The following is a 22074-nucleotide window of genomic DNA, read 5'->3' on the forward strand; positions in this document are numbered from 1 at the left end:
CTTCTACAGCGGCTACAATTTTCAGATCCGCGGCATTGGCACCAAGCAGACAGCGGTCACGGGCGACACGTCCACGGGCGTGCACTTCAACGGCGCGCCGTTGACGTCCAACCGCCTGTTCGAAGCCGAGTTCTTCGATGTCGAGCGCGTCGAGGTGCTGCGCGGTCCGCAGGGCACGCTCTACGGCCGCAGCGCCACCGGCGGCGCGGTCAACGTCATCAGCGCCAAACCCACCGGCGCCTTCGAGGGTATGTTGCGGGCCGAGGTCAGCAACTATGACGGCCGCAAGCTGCGCGGGATGGTCAACATCCCGTTGGTCGGCGACAAGCTGGACCTGCGCCTGGCCGGCGCCACCCTCAATCGCGGCGGCTTCGTCGACAACCTGGGCACGGGGGACAAGGTCGACAATCGCGACCTCTACTCCTTCCGGGCCAGCCTGCGTTGGCGCCCGACCTCGAACCTCGACGTCAACCTGGTCTGGCAGCGGTTCGAGGAGGAGGACACCCGTCTTCGCACCGGCAAGGGCCTTTGCACGCGCGACCCCGGCCCGAGCTCGGTGGGCGGCGCGGCCGTTACCAGCGCCGTGGCCCGCGGTTTCCTGAGCAGCGGCTGCGCCGACGCCTCGGTCTATAACGACGCCGCCTACGGTACGCCCAACTCCCTGGCGACGCTCTACGGCATCGTCGCCTTCGGCCGCGGCCTGGCCAGTGGCGATCTCTATGGCGGATCCCAGCCCAAGGGCCTGGACGTGATCGACTCGGCCATGAACCCGTACTACCGGGCCAAGGAAGATATCTTCACGCTGAACGTCGCCTGGGACATCAACGATTCCCTGCAATTGAACTCGCTGACCTCGTACTACGATGGTGACCTCGACGCCCGTGAGGAGATGAACCGCTTCCAGGCCTCGACGCCGTTCAACAGCACCGCGCTGGCGCCGGGAGGCGTCGTCAACGATCCGCAGGTGGGTTCGTCAAACCGCGTGACAGTCTTCGATCGCATCACGACGCCATCGCGCCAGTGGAGCCAGGAGCTTCGCCTGCAATCGAGCTTCGGCGGACCGCTGAACTTCAGCCTGGGAGCCCTGGCCCTGCGCTATGACGTGGTTCAATCGTTCTACATCATGTCGAACGCGTTCACCTATGGCGCGCTGGCGGCCAATGGCGGCGCGCCCTGCGCCCCCCGGGGGACGTGCGTCTACATCGATCCCAACCGGGTCCCGAGCGGCGAGGGCCACGGCAACTACCAGAGCTTTCAGCCCTACCACCTGGACTCCAACGCGGTGTTCGGAGAGCTCTACTATCAGGCCATGCCCGATCTGAAATTCACCGTCGGGTTGCGCTACACGGACGACAAGAAGACGCTCGACAACTACCCGGTCAAACTGCTGACGCCAGGCAGCGGCCTTGTCCCCGGGAACCCGCCCCACCTGGTCGCCGAGTTCAAGAAGTTCACCGGTCGCGCCGGCTTCGACTGGAAGCCGGCCCTGGGCTTTACGAACGATACCCTGATCTATGGCTTCTATTCGCGCGGCTATAAGGGCGGTGGTCCGAACAACGTCGGCCAAGTGACGACGGTGCGGCCATTCTACGACCCCGAATACGTCAACGCCTTCGAGCTGGGGACCAAGAACACGCTGCTGGGCGGTACTCTGATCCTGAACGGGGCGGCCTTCTTCTATGACTACAAGGGCTACCAGATCTCGAAGTTCGTCAATCGGATCGCGACCACCGAGAACATCGACGCCGAGATCAAGGGCGCCGAACTGGAAGCCGTCTGGGAGCCCGTCAAACGCTTCCGCATGAACGGCACGCTGGGCCTGCTCGACACCAAGATCAAGAACGGCGAGTCCATCGACCCGATGAACCGCACCAACCACAATCCGAGCCTGACCCTCGTCAAGACCTCGGGCGCGGCGGGCTGCGTGGCGCCGACGGCGGCCTTGGCCAATCTGTTGGCGGTCATCCAGCAGTCGCCCGGCGCCCCGACCGTCGCCGGCGTCTCGGGCAATCCCGCCGCCTTGCTGGGCGTCTGCTCGGGAACCTTCGCCACCTCCTTTGGCGTGACGCCGTCCGACGGCGTGGCGGCCAAGCTGAAGGGCAATCAACTGCCTGGCTCGCCGCATTGGACCGCGTCCGTCGGCGCCCAGTACTCGTTCGACGTGCTGGACGGTTGGCAAGGGACGGTGCGCGGCGACTACTACCGCCAGGGCAAGTCCCAGGCCCGCGTCTTCAACTCGGCGATCGACCAGATCAAGGGCTGGGACAACGCCAATCTCTCGCTCCGCGTCGTCAATGACGAGCGGGGCCTGGAGCTGGAAGCGTACGTCAAGAACGTCTTCAACAAGCGCGCGATCAACGACGTGTTCCTGGTCGACGAGGCGCTGGCCCAGGTGGCCAACGCGGTCTTCACCGAGCCGCGCATCATCGGCGTCTCTGTCCAGAAAACCTTCTGATCCTCCGAGGAACCGGTCCTCGCGCCTGGCGGCGGTCGAAAGGCCGCCGTCTTTTTTCGTGGCCATCACATCGGTGATGTTGCCGTCCCGTCTCGTCCGGAGCCGGGCGGGATCGGGGGGGCGAGCTAGACAAGCTTTGAAGACGGAGGAGCGAACGATGGGTAGTCGGCTAGAAGGACGGATCGCCGCGGTGACGGGCGCGTCGAGAGGCCTGGGCCGGGCGACCGCGGCCCTGCTGGCGGCCGAAGGCGCGGTCGTGGCCCTGTTGGACCTGAAGGCGCACTGGGCCCAGGCCGCGGCCGATGAAATCGTCGCCGCTGGGGGCCAGGCCTTGGGCCTCGGCTGCGATGTCTCCGACCGGGACGCCGTGATCGCGACCCTGGGTTCGATCAACGACCAGTTCGGCCGCTTCGACGTCCTGGTGAACAACGCGATGTGGAATGTGTACGAGCCGCTCGCCGACATTCGTCCCGAAAGCCTGGACCGCATGGTCGGCGTGGGTTTCTCCGGCGTGATCTGGGGCATGCAGGCGGCCGCGCCGCTGATGGCCGCGTCGGGCGGCGGCTCGATCGTCAACGTCGCGTCCGTCAGCGCCTTCCTCGGTATCCCGAACGGCATCGCCTATTGCGGCGTCAAGGCCGGGGTGACGGGCCTCACCCGGGCGGCGGCGGCCGAGCTGGGGGCGGTGAACATCCGCGTCAACGCGGTGGCGCCCTCGACGGTCGACACCGAGGGCGTGCGCCGCGTGGTCTCCGAGGACCGCATCGCCAAGCGCATCGACCAGACGCCGTTGGGGAGGCTGGGCTCGGCCGACGACATCGCCAAGGCGGTCCGCTACCTGGCCTGCGAAGACAGCGACTTCGTCACCGGCCAGGTTCTCACGGTGGATGGCGGCCTGGCGACCGCGTTATCCTAGCGGCTAAGCCGCGACCGCGCCGGGCTTGAGGCTTTCCGCCAGCTCGGCGCGGTGGTGGTCCGCATTGCCGAATGCCATGTCGATCATGATCAGGCGCTTGAGGTAGTGGGCGACGGCCAGTTCCTCGGTGAAGCCCACGCCGCCATGAAGCTGCACGGCCTGGCGGCCGACATAGAGGCTGGTCTGGCCGACACGAGCCTTGGCCGCGGCGATCACCCTCCTGCGTCCGACGGCGTCGCCCGACAGGGCGATCGTCGCCAGATACATCATCGACCGCGCTTCCTCGCAGGCGATCGCCATGTCGACGGCGCGATGCTGAAGAGCCTGGAACGACCCCAGGGTCTGGCCGAACTGCTTGCGGGTCTTCAGGTACTCCAGGGTCATTTCGTGAACCGCGTCCATCGCGCCGACCGCTTCGGCCAGCCGCGCGACGAGGCCATGGTCCACGGCCTTGCGAAGCAGGCCGAAGCCTTCGCCGAGATCTCCGATCAGGTTCTCGCCCGGCACGACCACGCCGTCGAGCTTGAGGCTGGCGTTGTGGCGATTGTCCATCGCGCGGCTGCGCGCGACCGTCAGACCCCCGGCAGTGGCCGGCGCCAGGAACAGGCTCACGCCGACCTCGTCGCCGTCCGCGCCCGCGGTTCGCGCCGGAACGATGAACCAATCGGCCGCGCCGCCGTCGAGCGCGTGGCTCTTTTCGCCGGTGAGACGATAGCCGCCATCGACGGCCTCCGCGCGCGTGGTGATCCGATTGAGATCGAACCGGCCCGCCGGTTCGGCGTCGGCCAGGCTGACCACGACCCTGCCTTCGACGAGGCTGGACATGAGGCGCGCGCGCAGCTCGTCCGTCGCCGCGCCCAGCAGAACTGGCGCGATCACGCACGTGGACACAAAGGGTTCGAGCATCAGATAACGGCCGAACGCCTCGGCCACGACCATGGTCTCGAAGGGACCGGCGCCGAGGCCGCCGTCGTCCTCCGGCACGGTCAGCGCCAGCCAGCCGAGATCGGCCATGCGTCGCCAGCTCGCTACGTCGTAGGCCTCGCCGCGCCCGACGCGGGCGCGCCAGGCGGTCAGGTCCCCATGGTCGGCGCCGTAGCGCCAGGCGCTGTCCTTCAAGAGCCGCTGCTCTTCGGAAAGGTCGAAATTCATGGGGACCTCAGAGACCTAGCGCCCGCCGGGCGATGATGTTGCGTTGGATTTCGTTGGATCCGCCATAGATGCTGGTGACCCGGGAATAGACCATCCCTTTGGCGGGCCAGGCTTCAGACGTCTCGTCTAGCCCCAGCGGGGCGAACGCCAGGGCGCCGTAGCCTTGCAGCTCGACCCAATATTCGGTGATCTGCTGCAGGAGCTCGGACCAGCGGATCTTGATCATCGAGGCCCGGGGACCGGAGTCCTGGCCCGACGCCGCCTCGGCCATGGTGCGCATGACCATCGCCTCCAGAGCCATGACTTCCAGTTCGAACTGAGCCAGGCGGTCGGCGACGCGTGGGTCATCGGCGAGGCGCGCGCCGCCGACCATGGTCTCGGCTGCGGCCTGACGAGCCCCACGCAACTGCTGGGCCAGGCGGGTCGTGGTCGCGGCGGTGACGCCGCGCTCGCGGTCGAGCAGGACCTTGCCGTAGCTCCAGCCCTTGCCTTCTTCGCCCAGCAGGGCCGAGGCCGGCACACGCACGTCGTCGAGGAACACCTCGTTGGTGTGGTGAACCTCGTCCATGGTGATCACCGGGCGGATGGTGACGCCCGGCGTGTCAAGGTCGATGAGGAACAGCGAGATGCCGGCCTGCTTGCGCGCGTCCGGGTCGGTGCGCGCCAGCAGGAACATCCGGTTGGCCACATGGGCGTAGCTCGTCCAGGCTTTCTGGCCGGAGATCACGTAGTCGTCGCCGTCGCGAACCGCCCGGGTCGACAGCGAGGCCAGGTCCGAGCCCGCGTTCGGCTCGGAATAGCCCTGACACCACCAGTCGTCGCCCGAGACGATCGCCGGCAGGTATCTGGCCTTCTGCGCCTCGCTGCCGAACGTGAAGATGATCGGACCGATCAGCTCGAGGCCCTGGTGGAACTGGACGGGGGCGTCGGCGCGCGAGGCTTCCGTCTCGAAGATAAAGAGCTGCGTCGGGTCCCAGCCGGCGCCGCCATATTCTTTCGGCCATGACGGCGCACCCCATCCGCGGGCGTGCAGCAGGCGCTGCCACCGGGTGAACTCCTTCGGCTCAAGCCGCATGCCGGCGCGGACCCGGGACTTGAAAGACTCGGGGGCGTTCTCGGCGAAGAAGGCGCGCACCTCCTGGCGGAAGGCGAGCTGCTCCGGGGTCAGGTCAAGGTTCATGGTTCAATGCCGGTCAGAGGAAACAGCGCGTCTCGGCGATGCCGCGCACGCCGAGACCGTGGAAGGCCAGAAGCCGGCCGGAAGCATCGACGTCGCTCTTGAGGCGGCCGCCGCTGTCGGAGATCGAGGTGACATAGAGGGTGTCGAGGTCGTCCCCGCCGAAGGCCGGGCATGAAGACAGCGGGGCAGGGCTCTCGACGACGCGATCCAGTCGGCCCTGCGGCGAGATGCGGACGAGTTTCTGGGCCTGGACGAGCGCGAGCCAGATGAAGCCCTCGGCGTCGACCGTGGCCCCGTCGGGAGCGCTTCTGAAGCCTCCGGTCTCGAAGAGATCGCGCTTGTCGCCCAGGCCGCCGGTCTTGGTGTCGTAGCTGAACGCCCACAGCATGTGTCGCAGGCTGTCGGCGAAATAGAGCGTCGCGCCGTCCGGGCTGAAACAGGTGCTGTTGGCGATTTCGATCGGATCGATGGGCAGGATCTCCCAGGCGCCTTTGGCCGAGAAACGATAGAGCTTGCCGATGCGACCGGCTTCGGGATGCGTGACCATCGTTCCGGTCACGAACCGGCCCTGGCGATCGGCCTTGCCGTCGTTGAAGCGCTCGTTGGGGGCGAGGGTCTTCGGCCGGGCGATCGGCGTGAACGCTCCTGTGTCGAGCTGGACGCGGTAGACGCCGTCCGCCAGACCCGCGATCAACTCGCCGGGCCGGCCCAGGACGATACTTCCGATCGTCTGGGGCGCGGGGATCTGTGATTGCTCCCCGGTGGCTGGATCGTAGCGCCAGATCGACGGGGCGACGCTATCGACCCAGTAGAGCAGGCGCGCCTCGCCGTCCCAAACCGGCGACTCGCCCAATCGACAGCGCTCCTTGCCGACGATCTCCACGGTGAAGGTCATGACCGGTTTTCTTTGCTTGGATCGGCGACCGAGGCATCGACCCGATCCGTGCGCGCCACGGCTTGGGCGGCGCTTGTGATCATGACCAACTGCGGCACGTGGCGGTTCCTCCTGGAGGACCACCAAACCCCATGCCGTGACTTGGCTGTTCACGCGCGCGGCGGCGCCGGTGCTAATCACATGGGTGATAAGATTCCGGCGGGGCTTTCGACCGTCTGGCGGGCGCGGGGCGAACGCGCCAAGGTTGCATCGGGGCCGGTGCATCACCCACGTGATTTGTCGGCGTCGCCGGCTGTCCAAGGCGGCTCGGGCGGTGCTCGCCCATAGCTTTCGGGAAAGAAGACCCGGGAGGCCGCCGTGAACTGGAACTATGGAGACATCCTCGACGCGGTCGCGCGCGTGGTGCCGCCGGACCGGCCCGCCCTGATCTGGCGCGACACGGTGGTGACCTGGGATGAATTCGACCGCCGCACCAACAACCTGGCCAAGGCGCTGGTCGATCTTGGTCTGGCGCCAGACGCGCGGGTGGGCATCCTGTGCCGCAACCACCCCGCCTACATGGAATTCCTGGTCGCCGGCGTGAAGGCGCGCCTGCTGACGGTCAATCTCAACTACCGCTACACGGCAGACGAGATCGCCTATGTGCTCAACGACTGTGGCGCGGCGGCGCTCCTCTACCAGTCGGACTTCGATGAGCTGCTGGAGCCGCTGCAGGTCCGGCTGCCCTGCGTTCGCGCCTGGGTGCGGATCGAAGGCGAGCGATCGCCTCGGGCCGCGCCCGCCGGCGTCCTCTCTTACGAGACCCTGGCGCGAACCGGTGACGGCCAGCCCTTAGCCATCACGCGTTCGCCCGACGATGGCTACCTGCTCTATACCGGCGGCACTACCGGCAAGCCCAAGGGCGTCCACTGGCCGACCGGTCAGGCGCGCCGCGTCCAGCTTGAGTCACCGCTGATCGCGCGCGTCCCCCACTCCATGGCGGAGCACACCGAAATCGTGCGCGCCACGGCCGCGCCCAGCCGCATCGTTCCGGCCTGTCCGCTGATGCACGGCTCGGGCAGCAATGCGGCGATGGGCGATCTGCTCAATGGCGGCACGGCGATCATCCTGTCCAACGACAAGTTCGACGCCCACGACCTCTGGCGCGAGGTCGACAAGCACCGGGCCACCCGCATCGCCATTGTCGGAGACGTCTTCGCCAAGCCGATGCTCAAGGCCCTGGAAGCCGCGCCCGGCGCCTACGACCTTTCCAGTCTGAAGGTCATCAGCTCGGCGGGCCTGACCTGGTCCAAGGAGGTGAAGGAGGGCCTGCTGCGCCAGCTGCCCCACATCACGCTCGTCGATATCCTTGGGGCCTCCGAAGCGTCCGGGCTCGGCTATTCGATCGCCAAGGCGGACCATGTCCCCGAGACGGGCGTGTTCGACGCGGCCGCGCTGACGGTCCTGATCGATCCGGACACCGGGGCGGTGATGCCCAAGGATCGGCCGTCGGAAGGCTTCATCGCTCGGAGCGGGCCCATGGCGCTGGGCTATTTCGGCGACCCGGAGAAGACCGCCGCCACCTACCGGATGATCGACGGCGTCCGCTACGCCATGCCGGGTGATTTCGCTCGCTGGATGCCGCCCAACCAGTTCACCCTGATCGGTCGCGGCAACTTGTCGATCAACACCGGCGGCGAGAAGGTCTTCCCGGAAGAGGTCGAAGAAGCCCTGAAGCTGCAGCCGGGCGTCGGCGACGTGCTGGTCGTGGGGCAGCCTGACGAGACCTGGGGCAAGGTCGTCGTGGCGATCCTCAAGCCGGACGGCGCGTTCGACGAGGCCCGCGTGAGGGCGGGCCTGACCCACACGCTCTCCAGCTACAAGCACCCCAAGCGTTTCATCCTGGTGGACACCGTGCCGCGGCACGAGAGCGGGAAGGCCGACTATCGCGCCGCCTCGGCGATCGCGGCCGAAGCTTCCTAGCTCAGCCAGAGACTCCCGGCGTCAGCCATGAGGTCGGCGGGCAAGGCGATCAACAGACACATCCGTGATGTTCGCGCCCTATCGACGCTCCGACTGGCGGGGCAGGGGCGCGGGCGACGACACAGGCAATTGTTCCTCAGGGAGATCGTCATGACCGCGTCGAACCAGCCGTCCGCTGGCCAACAGCCTACCCGTATCGACGCGCTCGTCATCGGCGCCGGTTTTGGCGGGATGTACGCCGTGCACAAGCTCAGCGGGATGGGCCTGACCGTCCAGGGGATCGAGGCTGGCGGCGACGTCGGCGGTGTCTGGTACTGGAACCGCTATCCAGGCGCGCGCTGTGACCTGATGAGCCTCGACTACTGCTACGCGTTCTCGCCGGAGCTCGAGCAGGAATGGACGTGGACGGAGCAGTTCGCCGCCCAGCCGGAAATCCTGGCCTATGCCAACTTCGCGGCCGATCGCCTCGATCTGCGCCGGCGCTTCCTGTTCGAGACCCGCGTCACGGGCGCGGTCTATGAGGATGCAGCCCGCGTCTGGCGGGTCACCACCGATGATGGCCGCGCGTTCGAAGCAACCTACTGCGTCATGGCGTCGGGGCCGTTGTCGATCCCCAAGGGCGTTCCGTTCGACGGCGCCGAAGATTTCAAGGGCGAGATCCTGCTAGCGGCCAAGTGGCCGCACGAGCCGGTCAGCTTCGAAGGCAAGCGGATCGGGCTGGTCGGCACCGGTTCGACGGGCGTCCAGATCGTCCCGGAGGTCGCCAAGACCGCCGGCGCCCTGACGGTGTTCCAACGCACCCCGAGCTTCACCCTGCCGATGCGCAACGTCACGCTGGAGCCCGGCTACGTCGCCGAGATCAAGCGCAACTACGCCGGCATCCGCCAGGCCGCGCGAAACAGCCCGTTGGGCGGCGTGCGGCCGCAGTCGACGCGGCCGTTCTTCAGCGTCACGCCCGAGCAGAGGCGGGCGCTGATGGAAGACTCCTGGGCGCGGGGCGGTCTGTCGTTCCTGGGCACCTTCTCGGACCTGCTGATCAACGCGGAGGCCAACGAGCTGGTGGCCGAATTCGTCCGCGACAAGATCAGCGAGGTGGTCGCCGATCCCGTTACCGCCGAAAAGCTGAAGCCGCGGGGCTATCCGATCTTCGCGCGCCGGCCTTGCCTCGACACCGAATACTACGAAGCCTTCAACCTGCCGCATGTGACGCTGCACGACTGTCTCGAGAGCCCGATCGTCAAGATCACGGAGACGGGCCTGCTGACCACCGCCGGCGAGGTGGCGCTGGATATGCTGATCTTCGCCACCGGCTATGACGGCCTCACCGGCGCCCTGTTGAACTTCGATGTCAGCGGCCGCGGTGGGGTCCAGCTGCATGACAAGTGGCATGACGGCGCCAGGTCGCACCTCGGCCTGATGATGTCGTCCTTCCCGAACCTCTTCCTCGTCTGCGGCCCGAACGGACCGGCGGCGCTGGCCAACATCATCACGCTGGACCAGCAGAACGTCGATTGGATCGCGGACGCGATCGCCCACATGCGCCAGGAAGGCCTGTCGACCATGGAGCCGGCCGACCGCGCCGAGCAGGCGTGGATGGACACCGTCTACGGACTGGCGGAACTGACCCTCGTGTCCAAGGCCAACACTTGGTACGTGGGCGGCAACATCCGTGGAAAACCGCGCGGGCTGAGCATGTATACCGGCGGCTTCCAGCGCTATGGCGAGGCCTGTCGGATGGCCGCAGAAGGCGGTTACGCGGATTTTGTTTTCGAGAGCGCCGCTGAGGGCTGAAGGCGTGTTTCAGCTCAGCGGCTTGAGTCAGCTCTCGATTTGGATCATCCGCGCACCTTGCAAGACGGATCACTTTGGCGCTGGTCGCCAAACAGAGGCGCTGGCGCCTTCACCGAAACGGATCTCGACGACCTTTCCGGTCGGGTCGACCACGGCTTCCGCGAGCGAGCCGTCCGAGGCCAGGCGGAACTTCGTTGGGCTCTCGGCCAGCAGCTTGTCGCTCGGCAGGCGGGCCGGCGGATCGACCATCAGGATCTGGCCGTCGCGCCGTAGTGCGAGCATCACCTCGGGACGGCCGACCATGGCGTAGTGGCCGACATAGCGGTCCAGCACGGCCGATGGCAGCGTGGCCGTCGCCTTGGGACGCACCAGCAGGGGCGCGGCGGCGCGTAGCGCGGGATCGCCCGGGAAGGTCCAGCGATCGTCGCGTCGCCACGTCTGGTCGAAGACGCCGGAAGCGATCCAGCCGCGGTCCGGCGCCCGGCCCTTGGCCTGAACGGGCCGCCGTCCATCGCTGATCCACCAGTCGTATGAATTGCCGATGGAGTCACCCGTGATGGTGACCAGCGAGAGCGGCTCCCACGCGAATAGGCCGGCGGCCGAGGTGGCGGTCACCGAGAGCACGTAGCGGTCCGCCGCGCGCGGGCTGGGATGAAGCATGACGGCGTAGGCGTCCTTGGCCGCGAACCGCCGGCCATCGACCGTGATCGCGTCCGAGGTCACGGTCAGCGGCAGGTCGCGACGCAGCCGGGCGGCGACCGCGTTGGCGTCGGACCCACCGAGCAGGATCAACGAGAGGCTCTTCTCCTGCTCGGCTGTCAGCGCCTTGTCGTCGACGACACGGGGTTCGTCGCTGTAGACCGAGCGCCAAACGCCGGCCAGGGTCTCGGCCTTGCGGCGAATTTCGGCGCGCATGTCAGGATCACGGGCCGTCGTGCCGACGACGATGACGAAGGGCGTCGACAGGATGTCGAAAGCGCCACCGGGCAGGGCAGGGGTCTTGAAGCTGGCGCCCTTGGGCGCCTCGGGCGCGGTCAAGGCGACGCGGCCGTCCGGGCTAGGCGAGACCTCAAGGGGATGGCCGTTCCAGACGACCTTCAGAGGTCCGTTCGGCTTCAGCAGAGACGCCGGCGGGGCCAGGGTCAGGCGGGCGACATTGCGGGTGTCGAGCCGCAGCACGCCGGGCTCGGCCATCTCGGCGTCGACCTGGATCACCGACAGCGGCGCCAGCGCGCGATCGACGGTCACCCAGTGAGCCTGGGCGGTGCGCAAATCGGCCGCGCGCAGGCGGACCTTGGCCGGCGCCTCGATCCGGCGTTGCCGCAGGAACCAGCCGACGATGTCGTCGACCTCGCCAAGCGCCTCGTGGCCCCGTCCGGGATATTCATGATAGCGGACGTCGTAGCCCCAGCGCTGCAGCAGGGCGGCGGCGTGGCGGGCATAGCGCGCGTCGATGGCGGCGTCTTCGTCGCCCTGATGGATGAAGATGGGCGTGTTGTTCAGCGCCTCCAGCCCAACGAAATCGCTCTCGGCCTCGCGCAGCCAGCGTTCCATCGGCCGGTCGGCGGCGGGATCGTCACGGCCCCCCTTGGGGTCGATGCGGAGATCGGCGCCGCCGAACACCGGGGCCAGGGCCGCGAACTGGCCCGCATGGTGGGTTCCGAGCTGCCAGGTTCCCTTGCCGCCCATCGAGCCGCCCGTGAGATAGATGCGGGCGTCGTCGACGTTCAGCCGGGCGCGCGCCGCCGCCAGGCAGTTCATCACGTCCTGCTCGCCGGGGCCAAGATAGCCGTTGGTGCCGCGCCCGTGGGGCTCGATCCAGATCACGGGCCAGCGCTCGGGGACGCCCCCATGGCGAGCGTCGACGCTCCAGTAGCGGACATAGGGCGGCGAGGCGGGGTTGGCGCCATGCAGGTTCAGCACGGTCGGCCAGGCGCGGCCGGGATCGTAGCCGACCGGCAGATAGGCGCGGCAGAACTGGGTGGACCCGTCCAGCGGATCGACCCAGGCCAGCCGCGCGAAGCCCGAGGCGCGGATCGCCGCCTTGGGGCCCATCCGCATCTCGGCCGCCTCCATCAGAGCCGAATGGACCGGATCATAGGCGTCCTTCAGCCGCGAGAGATCGGCGCCCGCGCGGTCCGTAACCAGGGCGCCCAGCATCCGCCAGTGACCGGCCTCGGCGTCGGAGCCGCTCGCGGCGGCGGCCTGGTCGAGCAAGGCCTTGGCCGCGGGGGCCATGTCGCCCTTGTACCAGGGGGCGAAGGCCAGCAAGGGCCGTCCAGCGGCGTTGGTTGTCCGAACGGCGACCTCATAGGGGCCATCAGGCCAATCGGCGGTTGGCAATGAGGCGATCGTCCCGCGCGGCGCGGTCGCTCGGCCCATCTCCCGGCCGCCCGGCGCAGTGACCGCCACCTCGACCGTCCCCTGGCGCGGCACGGAGTCCGTGCGCACCTGCAACTGGCCATCCTGGCTCCAGGCGCCCGGCTGCAGGCGGGTATCGGGCAGGGGCTGACCGGGGGAGAGGATCCGCGCCGACAGCAAGGTGGCCCCCGAGCCGCGCTCAGCGCGCAACAGGATGGCGTTGTTGCCGGCTTGCAGTCGCACCGGAATGCGGACGGCGTCATAGAGGCCGGCGGGCGTGGCGGGGATCGCGACCGGTTCGCCATTGATCCAAGCCGAAAGCGTTCCGCCGGCGCCCAGCGACAGCTCCGCCGGTCCATCGGCCTCGCGCTGCACGACCGCCGAGGCATAGAGCCAGCGCCCTTCCGCGCCGGCCGCCGTCAAGTCGACAAGGTCGTCCCAGGCGGCCAACGGTTTCCAGTCGGGCCCCGCCACCAGCTTGGCCTCTTCGGCGGAGCGTTCCGCCAAGCCCGTGACCATCCAGCGACGCAGGTAACGCGCCTCGCCCGGCGACCAGAGGGCGCGTTCGGCGTCGCGGACGGCCTGGGTCTTTTCAGGCGGCGCGGGGAGAACAGGCTGTGCGGGCGGCGTTTGGGCCCGGGCCATGGTCGCCGCCAAGGCGAGCACCATCATCGACGCTGTCAGCCGAAAGCTTGCCACGCGCTACACCTCCCTGGTTTTTATAGCGCTAACATGGTTATCTGGGGTTGTGCAAAAGCCCGCCGGTCACCAGCGGCGACATGGCTCAAATTCCCTTGGGATCAGCCGTTCGCGGGGGAGGCGGCGGACGGCCTGGTGAAGTCGAAGGTCTGGACGGAGTGAGCCGCGGTGGGCGGAGTCAGCACCTCGGGATGGACCAGGGTGAGCAGGGCGTCGCGGCGGCCGGCCGCCCAATGCTCCTCCATCGTCCGGCGCGAGAACTCATAGTCCTTCGACTGGCCCTCGTAGGTGGCCGAGCGGTAGACCAGCTGGACGATATTGTAGACCGCCGGGTCCGACGCCTCGGCCAGCAGCCGCGCCTGGGGCGTGGCGGCCAGGTCCGGCGGCATCTGGGCCAGCAATTCGTTGAAGGCCGCGCGCAGTCTCTGGATCTGCTTGAAGCTGTCGGTCGCCGCGCGGGTGCGGCTGGAGAACTGCACCTCCTTCATGCGCACGGCCACTTCCGACAGGTCGCGTGGCAGGCCCCCTTGGGCGCTCCACAGGTCGACCTGGAAGATCAGGGTGTCCAGGTCCGAGCGCGACGACAGYACCCAGTCCAGCGGCGTGTTGGAGACCAGGCCGCCGTCCCAATAGAACTCGCCGTCGATTTCCACCGCGTCGAAAGCCGGGGGCAGGGCGCCGCTGGCCATGATGTGTTCCGGGCGGATAACCTCGGTCTCGTTGTCGAAATAGGCGAAGTTGCCGGTGCGCACGTTCACCGCCCCGACGCTGAACCGCATCGTCTTGGCGTTGATCCGATCGAAATCGACCAGCCGCTCCAAGGTCGGCTTCAGGGCCGCAGTGTCGTACCAGCTGGTCGCACCGGCGACGCCGGCCGGCCGCAGGAACGGCGGCGGCGCGCGCGGGGTGAAGAAGCCGGGTACGCCCTTGGCCATGATCTGGCCGGCCGACAGCTGATTGACCCAGCCGCGGGCCAGGTCGCCGTTCAGCATGTCGGTCCACAGGCTGCCCCAGCCGCCGTCGTGGGGCTGGCTGACCAGCTCCCAGAACTCGCGCAGGCGGGCGATGCGGGTCTCGCGCGGATTGCCGGCGATGATGGCGCTGTTGATCGCGCCGATCGAGATGCCGGCGATCCAGGTCGGTTCGACCTCGGCCTCCAGCAGGGCCTCATAGACCCCGGCCTGATAGGCGCCCAGCGCCCCGCCGCCTTGCAGCAGCAGGGCGACGCTCTCGAAGGCGGTGGCGTTGGGCTTGGGCTTCTCCGGCGGCGCGATCGCCCCTCGGCGCTTGGGGCCCGTTCGGCTATTCACGTTCGGGAACCGGCACGTTGAAGCCGTTGAGGGTGACCGACACTAGCGCGTAGAGGCCGACCAGATAGATCAGCTCATTGGCGCCATGCTGGCCGAAGGTCTTGACCGCCAGGGCGTAGAGCGGTTCGGGCAGCACGCCGCCGCGGCTCAGGGCATAGGCCACGTCGAAGGCGACGCTCTCGTCCTTGGCCAGGTCGCCCGGCTTGAGGTCGGCGACCAAGGTGGCCAGGCGCTCGGCCGGCATGCCCTCGCGCTCGGCGACGGCGATGTGGGCATAGATCTCGTAGGCGGCGTCGAAACGCGCGCCGACCGCCAGGATGGCGATCTGTCGGACATTGTCGGGCAGGACCGCGTTGGCCGTCATGGCCAGGGTGAGGTCCCAGATCGCCTTGCCGATCGCTGGCTCGTGCAGCCACGGGTTCCACGGCCCCATCAGGGCGCCGTCCTCGCGCTCGACCAGGAAGGCGTTGAAGTGGCCGGCGATCCCTCTCCGCATGTCATCGTAGAGGGGTTTCTGTTCGGGGGTGAGGTCGGCGGGAGCGATCAGGGGCAGGCGCATCTGGGATCCTTCGACAGGCGAGGAGAGGCCAAGAGCCACGACGCGCGGAGCGTCGCTCAGCTTATGGTGCGGTGCAGCATGGATGTGGCGGGAAGATGTCGACCGTCCGTTCGGCGGCGCTCCCATTCGATCAGGATCTCGAGAAAGGCCGCCACCCGCCGGGGCCGAAAGCGCGTCGCCGGCGTGACGGCGTAGATCCCGCCACTTTCCAGGCTCCAGTCGGGCAACACGCGCGCCAGGCGGCCGCTGGCCAGGTCGGTCTCCACGGTATAGTCGGGCAGCACCGACAGGCCGACGCCGGAGCGCACCGCTTCGAGCGCGCCGAGCGTGGCGTCGATCCGCAGCGCCGCCGACATCTGGACCGAGCGCCGCTGGCCTTCGCCGTTGTGGAAGGTCCAGCCGAGCGGGTCGCGCAGGACGCCGTTGGCGACGAACGGCAGATCGGCGAGCTGCTCGGGCGTGGCGTCCGGACCCAGGCGGGCGGCGAGATCGGGATCGCCGACCAGGATCTGCTGGAACGATCCGATCCGCCGCGCGCGCAGGTCGCTGTCGGTCAGCCAGCCGACCCGGATCGCCAGCTCGATGTCCCGCTCGACCGGGTCGAGCGTCTGGTCGCTGATCAGGACATCGGCCGTGCAGGCGGGATACCTTCTTTGGAACTCGGCGATGGCCGGAACGACGATGGCGACGCCATAGTCGAAGGGCGCGGTCAGCCGCAGCGTCCCGGCGGGCGCGTCCTCGTCGGCTTCCAGCCGATCGAAGGCTTCCTGCGCTTCGGACAGGATGCGGGCGCAGCGATCGTAGAAGGCGCGGCCCGCCTCGGTCGGCCGGACGCTGCGGGTGGTGCGCACCAGCAGGGTGGTCGCGAAGGTCTGCTCCAGCTTGGCGACCTGCTGGCTGACCACGGCCTTGGTGATGCCCAGCCGCTGGGCGGCGGCGGTGAACGACCCGGTCTCCACGACCTCGGCGAAATAGGCCAAGCGCTTGAGATTGTTGATGCCGCGGTTGGCGCCGTCACGGTGATTGTATGTCTGAGGCATACAGAAGGTGTATTTTTCCGGTCTACGAATTGCAATCGGCCAGGCGCATGTTGGCCTCGGACTTGGAGCGGCCTTCCGCCCTGACCTTGATCCAGAGCGACAGCCCTCATGCCCACCCGGAGACAGATGATGACGATGATCGCAGGCGGCGCGGCCGCATCCCTTTCGGGCCAGAGCGACGCCCTGGCCGCCGGCGCCAAGCTGGAATGGAAAGCCTTCCCGGCCGGCGAGAACGGCTTCCTTCGGGCGCCGGTCCTGGTCTGGGGGCCCACCGAGGCCTTGCTGATCGACGGCGGCTTCACGCTTCCGGACGGGCGGGCGCTGGTCGAGGCGATCAAGGCCACGGGCCGCAAGCTGACCGCCATCTATGTCAGCCAGAGCGACCCGGACTATTATTTCAGCCTGGGACCGATCAAGGCCGCCTTCCCGGACGCCAAGGTGCTGGCCGCCTCGGACACGATCGCGGCGATTCAGGCCAGCGTCGACAAGAAGCTGGCCACCTGGGGTCCGCAGCTGGGCGACAACGGCCCTAAGGCCCTGGCCGATATCGTCATGCCGACCGCCTTCGACGGCGAGCAGCTGAGCGTCGACGGTCAGGCGGTCCAGATCGTCCCGGCCCAAGGCCTGGTCAATCGCCGCTATCTCTGGGCGCCGTCGCTGTCGGCGATCTTCGGCGGCGTGCTGGTGTTTTCCGGCGTCCACGTCTGGACCGCCGACACGGCCAGCGCCGAGGCCCGCGCGGCCTGGGTCAAGCAATTGGACGCCATGCTGGCCCGCGCGCCGGCGGTGGTCGTTCCGGGCCACATGGCGCCCACGGCCCCGACCGGGGCGGCGGCGCTGGCCTATACCCGCGACTACCTGCTGGCGTTCGAGCAGGAACTGGCCAAGGCCAAGGACGCCGCCACGCTGATCGCGGCCATGACCGCCCGCTATCCGGACGCGGGCATGGGCGTGGCCTTGCAGATCGGCGCCAAGGTCGCCACCGGCGAAATGAAGTGGGGCTGAGCGATGGCTTCCAACAACAGCGCCATGGTGACGCCCGCCCTGACCTAGCCGCGTCGACGCTGGTCGGTCCGGCCGCCAGGAAAGCCGGCGGCCGGACGGGATGCTCATCGGTCGATCTGGCTGAGGGCGGCCACGGCCGGGGTGTCGCGCAGCGCGACGATGCGGCCTTCGCCCTCGGCCAGGGCCTGGGCGCTGGTGTGCACCGAGTAGGAGCCCATGACCAAGGGATGCGGATGCTTGGCGGCCGACCCGATTACGAACTCGGTCGGCTCTTCGGCCACCAGGTCGATCGCGCCGTTGCCTTCCTCGAACACCGCCAGTTCGTCCTCGAGGACAAGGTCGCCAGACTGAAGCTTGCCGCGATTGACCGCCAGCCACGCCACGTCGTGGTCGTCGCCGGGCTGGTAGGTCCACCGCTCGCCCGCCTGCAGCCGGACGTGCAGATAGGTGATCGACACCGGCAGCGGGATAGGGCTCGACCGTCCCTGATAGGCGCCCAGCAGAACGCGCGCCGGACCTTCGGAGGCGATCCGCGCCGGGTCCAGATAGAGGCTCTCCGGTTCGGCCAGCTCCAGGGCCTCCGGAAGGGYAAGCCACAGCTGGTAGCCGCGCATTACCTGGCCCGGAACCGGTGCGCCGGTGTGCCAGACGCCGCGGCCCGCCCGCATCCATTCGACCGAGCCGGCGGTCAGGACGCCCGATTGGCCCGTACTGTCGGCATAGGTCGCGCCGCCTTCCAGAAAGGTCGTCAGGGTCGCGATCCCCGAATGGGGATGGGCGCCGAAGCGCACGGCGTCGGCGGCCTTGGTCTCGAAGTGGTCCAGGAACACGAACGGCTTGAGGTGCTCGCCAAGATCGCCGGGGCTCATCAGGCGGTTGATCGGGCCGTGCGGACGACCCCGCGTGCGATAGACGACGCGTCGGGGCGCATCGCCGCCAGGGGCTGTCGAAAGCGGGGCGGGGCTGATGTGGGTCATGGAACCTGGGAGCCTTGGGGGATGCCGGGCGAAGCGCCGCGAGCACGGTATGGATTTGTTCCCTAGGCTAGATGGAGTACTTGGGGGAGGTCGCCAAGGAGGCACAGGTTTGACACCCAGGCACACCGACGTAACCACCCAGGCCGCCGCGCGTCTCCCGGATCAATGCGACGCGATCGGCTCCATCCTGTCGCGGGTCGGCGACAAGTGGACCGTGCTGATCGTCATGACGCTGGCCGACGGTCCCAAGCGCTTCAACGCACTCAAGCGCGCGATCGGCGGCGTCTCCCAGCGCATGCTGACCCTGTCGCTGCGCGGGCTGGAGCGCGACGGCATRGTGACGCGCACGGTCTTCCCGACCATCCCGCCCCGGGTCGACTACGAACTTACCGAGCTGGGACACTCCCTGCGCGTCCCGGTCGAGGCCTTGGGCCAATGGGCCTTCGCGCATCTGGCGGTGGTCGCGCGGGCGCGCGCCGAATTCGATCAGCGCCAGGTCGCCGACGACGCCTAGGGCCATGCGCCCCCTGCGCCCCGGCGCGCGGTAAAACGGCGTTACGAGTATATCGTATAAGATATTTGACATAAATTGTATAATCATGCCTCATTGGAACAGGACGCGGCCGATGGTGGGGCGCGTCATGGAGGGGAATTCCATGGRCAGCAGGCAGGTGCGTCTTGATCTTCTGGCGGGAACGGCGGCCGTAGCCTTCCTGTCGGTTATGGCCGGAGCGCCAGCCGCCTCGGCTCAGGACGTCGCGAAGGCCGAAGAGCCGGCGACCCTGGACGCGGTGGTGGTGACGGGATCGCGGATCAAGCGACCCAATCTGGTCTCAGCCAGTCCGATGACGGTCGTGGGCAGCGACGAGGTGATGTACCAGGGCGCCACCTCGATTGAGAGCGTGCTGAACCGCCTGCCGCAGTTCACCGCCGATTCCAACGAAAACGGATCCAACGGCTCGGACGGCACGGCGCGGGTGAACCTGCGCAACATGGGCTCGAGCCGCGTCCTGGTGCTGGTGGACGGCCAGCGGATGCTGCCGACCGAGACGGCGGACGTGAACTTCATCCCCAGCGCCCTGGTCGACCGGGTCGACGTGGTGACCGGTGGCGCCTCGGCCGTCTACGGCTCGGACGCCGTTTCGGGCGTGGTCAACTTCATTCTCAAGAAGAACCTGAACGGCCTGCGCTTCGACGCCCAGTACAGCACGGCCCAGCACACCAACGACAACACCTATCCGCGCTCGCTGATCAGCCAGGCGAACTACACCCTGCCGAAGAAGCACGTGCGCGACGGTGAGAAGATCGACGTCAACCTGGCCATCGGCATGAACGCGCCGAACGGCAAGGGCAATGTCACCCTGTATCTGGGCTATCGCGAACTGAAACCCGTCACCCAGGACTCGCGCGACTACTCGGCGTGCGGCCTGAACCTGGCCGGGGCGACCAACAACGCCTTGGTTTGCGGCGGCTCCAGCAACAACGAGTACGGGCTGTTCACCCTGCTCAGCGGTCCCAACGCGGGTCAGACGCTGAACAACACCAAGGACGGCGCCAAGACCTGGGCGCCGTACAACAGCTCGTTCCTCTACAACTATGCGCCGACCAACTACATCCAGCGCTCCGACGCCCGCTACACCGCCGGCGCGTTCGCGCACTACGAGCTGAACAAGGCCGCCGAGGTCTATGGCAGCTTCATGTTCATGGACGACCACACGTTCTCGCAGGCCGCGCCGTCGGCGCTGTTCCAGGGGACGACGTTCAAGATCAACTGCGACAACCCGCTGATGTCGGCGTCCCAACGGGCGACGCTCTGCGGGACGGCGGCCGGCACGAGCGTCAACCAGGACACCTTCATCGGCTATCGCCTGACCGGCCCAGGCAGCTCGCCCCGCCGCGACGACCTGCGCCACACCGACTATCGCGTGAACACCGGCGTGCGCGGCGAGATCGCGCCGGGCTGGAGCTACGACGCCAGCTTCCTGTTCTCGACCACCATCCTGGACGAGAGCTACAAGAACAACGTCGACAACGCCAAGGCCGCCAAGGGCCTGCAGGTGGTCACTGTCAACGGGACGCCGACCTGCAAGTCGGTGGTCGACGGCACCGATCCGAACTGCGTGCCGATCGACGTGTTCAAGTTCCAGGGCCTCAACGCGGCGGCGTACAAGTACCTCTACGCCCCGACCTACACCCACGGGGTTCAGCGCGAGAAGGTGCTGAGCGCATCGCTGAACGGCGACCTTGGCCAGTACGGGCTCAAGAGCCCCTGGGCCAATGACGGCGCGGCCCTGGCGCTGGGCGTCGAGCATCGCCGTGAGGAGCTGAAGTTCGAGGCCGACGCCCTGGCCCAAGCCGGCGGGACCAAGGAAAACGCCGGCGCCTTCAGCGTCAACGAGATCTACGGCGAAATGGACCTGCCGCTGGTGCAGGACGCGCCGTTCATCAAGTCGCTGTCGCTGAACGCTGGCTACCGGACGTCCAAGTACGACTACCTCGACAAGCGGGTCGCGACCTACAAGGTCGAGCTGCAGTACGCCCCGACCTCTGACGTTCGGTTCCGCGCCAGCTACAACCGCGCGGTCCGCGCGGCCAACATCAGCGAACTGTACGCGGCCCAAGGGCTGGGCAATGTCGCGGCGGTGGACCCGTGCTCGGGCCCGACGCCGAAAGCCAGCGCCGCGGCGTGCGCACTGACGGGCGTCTCGGCCACCCAGTACGGCAAGATCCCCGACTGTCCGGCCGAGACCTGYGTCACCCAGGGCGGCGGCAATCCGGACCTGAAGCCGGAAGTGGCCGACACCCGCACCGCCGGCGTCGTGCTGACGCCGCGCTTCCTGCCGGGCTTCTCGATGTCGCTCGACTATTTCGACATCTATGTCGATCAGTACATCGGCGCGGTCGACGCCCCGACCGTGATCAACCAGTGCGTCCAGACCAGCAATCCCTACTTCTGCAGCCTGTTCCACCGCGACCCGACCTCGGGTGTGCTGTTCGGTGATCGCGGCTACATCGTCGCCACCAACCAGAACACCGGCTACCTGCAGACCTCCGGCATCGACGTGACGAGCAACTATCGTTTCGACCTGTCGTCGCTGGGGAACTGGGGCGACCTCGACGTCAGCTTCGTCGGCACCTATCTCAACAGCCGCAAGATCGAGCAGCTGCCGGGCCTGGGCGCCTACAACTGCAAGGGGCTGTTCGGCCCGACCTGCGGGCAGCCCAATCCCGRGTGGCGTCATCAGATGCGGGTCACCTGGAACATGCCCTGGACCGCGGCCACGCTCTCGGCCAACTGGCGCTATTTCGGCGCGACCAAGCTGTCCAGCAACGACAGCAACCCGTTCCTGCAAGGCGATCCGGTCGAGATCAACAGCAAGATCAAGGCCTACAGCTATCTCGACCTAGCCGCGACGTGGAAGCTGCGCGACCAGCTGACGCTGCGCGGCGGGATCAATAACACCTTCGACAAGGATCCGCCGGTGATCGCCGCCGGGCTGCTCAGCTCGTTCGGCAACGGCAACACCTATCCGGGTGTCTACGACCCGATGGGTCGCATGCTGTTCGTCGGCCTGACCATGGACTTCTAGTTTCCCCAGTCGCCTCGCGTCCGGTCCGCCGGATGCGAGGCGGTCATCCTCCCCGACTTCCCTCTGGCCATCCGCCCCGCGCGGGTGGCCTTCTTTTTTGGGCGGGGCATCCGGAAACCCCTCTCTCATAGAGAGAGGGAGGGGCCCGCCGCGCAGCGGTGGGAGGGTGAGAGGTTATAGTC

Annotated in this window: 15 protein-coding genes; 7 read left to right on the plus strand and 8 right to left on the minus strand. The window is 67.8% G+C overall.

Translation table 11 applies throughout. The annotated features are described in order from the left end of the window. Both AC1DSO_RS21215 and AC1DSO_RS21220 read left to right on the plus strand, forming a co-directional pair. On the plus strand, positions 1 to 2455 hold a 2455-nt coding region (locus AC1DSO_RS21215; RefSeq protein ID WP_477070699.1), incomplete at its 5' end, for a TonB-dependent receptor. 157 nt (positions 2456 to 2612) lie between these two features. Next, positions 2613 to 3371, plus strand: a complete 759-nt coding sequence (locus AC1DSO_RS21220; protein WP_477070700.1) for an SDR family NAD(P)-dependent oxidoreductase — start codon at positions 2613 to 2615, stop codon at positions 3369 to 3371. Between the two features lie 3 nt (positions 3372 to 3374). On the opposite strand, the gene AC1DSO_RS21225 is transcribed toward AC1DSO_RS21220, so the two are convergent. Genes AC1DSO_RS21225 through AC1DSO_RS21235 form a run of 3 tightly spaced genes read right to left on the minus strand, consistent with a single transcriptional unit; the run spans position 3375 to position 6598 of the window. Then, on the minus strand, positions 3375 to 4523 hold the full coding sequence (locus tag AC1DSO_RS21225) for an acyl-CoA dehydrogenase family protein (RefSeq protein WP_477070701.1): 1149 nt from the start codon (positions 4521 to 4523) through the stop codon (positions 3375 to 3377). A gap of 7 nt (positions 4524 to 4530) precedes the next feature. Next, a complete protein-coding gene (locus AC1DSO_RS21230) occupies positions 4531 to 5703 on the minus strand; it encodes an acyl-CoA dehydrogenase family protein (protein ID WP_477070702.1) in 1173 nt (390 codons plus the stop codon). Positions 5704 to 5716: 13 nt separating this feature from the next. Further along, complete coding sequence (locus AC1DSO_RS21235; protein ID WP_477070703.1) at positions 5717 to 6598, minus strand: SMP-30/gluconolactonase/LRE family protein; 882 nt, start codon at positions 6596 to 6598, stop codon at positions 5717 to 5719. Positions 6599 to 6955: 357 nt separating this feature from the next. Between AC1DSO_RS21235 and AC1DSO_RS21240 the strand changes: the two genes are divergently transcribed. Together AC1DSO_RS21240 and AC1DSO_RS21245 are read left to right on the plus strand one after the other, a co-directional pair. Then, positions 6956 to 8560 (plus strand): acyl-CoA synthetase, encoded by a 1605-nt coding sequence (locus tag AC1DSO_RS21240; protein ID WP_477070704.1) that lies wholly within the window; start codon positions 6956 to 6958, stop codon positions 8558 to 8560. A gap of 150 nt (positions 8561 to 8710) precedes the next feature. Next, positions 8711 to 10351 carry a flavin-containing monooxygenase gene (locus AC1DSO_RS21245; RefSeq protein WP_477070705.1) on the plus strand — a complete coding sequence of 547 codons (1641 nt, stop codon included), beginning with the start codon at positions 8711 to 8713 and terminating at the stop codon, positions 10349 to 10351. A 69-nt stretch (positions 10352 to 10420) separates the two neighbouring features. On the opposite strand, the gene AC1DSO_RS21250 is transcribed toward AC1DSO_RS21245, so the two are convergent. From AC1DSO_RS21250 to AC1DSO_RS21265, 4 genes are all read right to left on the minus strand, one after another. Then, complete coding sequence (locus AC1DSO_RS21250) at positions 10421 to 13411, minus strand: prolyl oligopeptidase family serine peptidase (RefSeq protein ID WP_477070706.1); 2991 nt, start codon at positions 13409 to 13411, stop codon at positions 10421 to 10423. A 101-nt stretch (positions 13412 to 13512) separates the two neighbouring features. Continuing rightward, a complete protein-coding gene (locus tag AC1DSO_RS21255; protein WP_477070707.1) occupies positions 13513 to 14721 on the minus strand; it encodes a patatin-like phospholipase family protein in 1209 nt (402 codons plus the stop codon). Further along, positions 14714 to 15280 (minus strand): carboxymuconolactone decarboxylase family protein, encoded by a 567-nt coding sequence (locus AC1DSO_RS21260; protein WP_477070708.1) that lies wholly within the window; start codon positions 15278 to 15280, stop codon positions 14714 to 14716. The genes AC1DSO_RS21255 and AC1DSO_RS21260 overlap by 8 nt, the downstream gene beginning before the upstream one ends. Positions 15281 to 15336: 56 nt before the next feature. Further along, a complete protein-coding gene (locus AC1DSO_RS21265) occupies positions 15337 to 16320 on the minus strand; it encodes a LysR family transcriptional regulator (protein ID WP_477070709.1) in 984 nt (327 codons plus the stop codon). A 129-nt stretch (positions 16321 to 16449) separates the two neighbouring features. Between AC1DSO_RS21265 and AC1DSO_RS21270 the strand changes: the two genes are divergently transcribed. Continuing rightward, positions 16450 to 17325, plus strand: a complete 876-nt coding sequence (locus AC1DSO_RS21270) for an MBL fold metallo-hydrolase (RefSeq protein ID WP_477070710.1) — start codon at positions 16450 to 16452, stop codon at positions 17323 to 17325. A 104-nt stretch (positions 17326 to 17429) separates the two neighbouring features. On the opposite strand, the gene AC1DSO_RS21275 is transcribed toward AC1DSO_RS21270, so the two are convergent. Further along, on the minus strand, positions 17430 to 18302 hold the full coding sequence (locus AC1DSO_RS21275; RefSeq protein WP_477070711.1) for a pirin family protein: 873 nt from the start codon (positions 18300 to 18302) through the stop codon (positions 17430 to 17432). A gap of 109 nt (positions 18303 to 18411) precedes the next feature. On the opposite strand from AC1DSO_RS21275, the gene AC1DSO_RS21280 reads away from it, so the two are divergent. Continuing rightward, the gene (locus AC1DSO_RS21280; RefSeq protein WP_477070712.1) at positions 18412 to 18816 is read left to right on the plus strand and encodes a winged helix-turn-helix transcriptional regulator; all 405 of its coding nucleotides are present in this window, start codon (positions 18412 to 18414) and stop codon (positions 18814 to 18816) included. A gap of 142 nt (positions 18817 to 18958) precedes the next feature. Next, positions 18959 to 21892 carry a TonB-dependent receptor plug domain-containing protein gene (locus AC1DSO_RS21285; RefSeq protein WP_477070713.1) on the plus strand — a complete coding sequence of 978 codons (2934 nt, stop codon included), beginning with the start codon at positions 18959 to 18961 and terminating at the stop codon, positions 21890 to 21892. Positions 21893 to 22074 lie beyond the last annotated feature (182 nt).

It is taken from the genome of Caulobacter sp. P4_E5 (assembly GCF_056401555.1).

Excerpts from the sequence above, each read along its gene's own strand:
- AC1DSO_RS21245 (WP_477070705.1), top strand. The coding sequence starts at position 8,711 with ATGACCGCGTCGAACCAGCCGTCCGCTGGCCAACAGCCTACCCGTATC.
- AC1DSO_RS21225 (WP_477070701.1), bottom strand. The coding sequence starts at position 4,523 with ATGAATTTCGACCTTTCCGAAGAGCAGCGGCTCTTGAAGGACAGCGCC.
- AC1DSO_RS21235 (WP_477070703.1), bottom strand. The coding sequence starts at position 6,598 with ATGACCTTCACCGTGGAGATCGTCGGCAAGGAGCGCTGTCGATTGGGC.
- AC1DSO_RS21260 (WP_477070708.1), bottom strand. The coding sequence starts at position 15,280 with ATGCGCCTGCCCCTGATCGCTCCCGCCGACCTCACCCCCGAACAGAAA.
- AC1DSO_RS21270 (WP_477070710.1), top strand. The coding sequence starts at position 16,450 with ATGACGATGATCGCAGGCGGCGCGGCCGCATCCCTTTCGGGCCAGAGC.
- AC1DSO_RS21220 (WP_477070700.1), top strand. The coding sequence starts at position 2,613 with ATGGGTAGTCGGCTAGAAGGACGGATCGCCGCGGTGACGGGCGCGTCG.
- AC1DSO_RS21230 (WP_477070702.1), bottom strand. The coding sequence starts at position 5,703 with ATGAACCTTGACCTGACCCCGGAGCAGCTCGCCTTCCGCCAGGAGGTG.
- AC1DSO_RS21265 (WP_477070709.1), bottom strand. The coding sequence starts at position 16,320 with ATGCCTCAGACATACAATCACCGTGACGGCGCCAACCGCGGCATCAAC.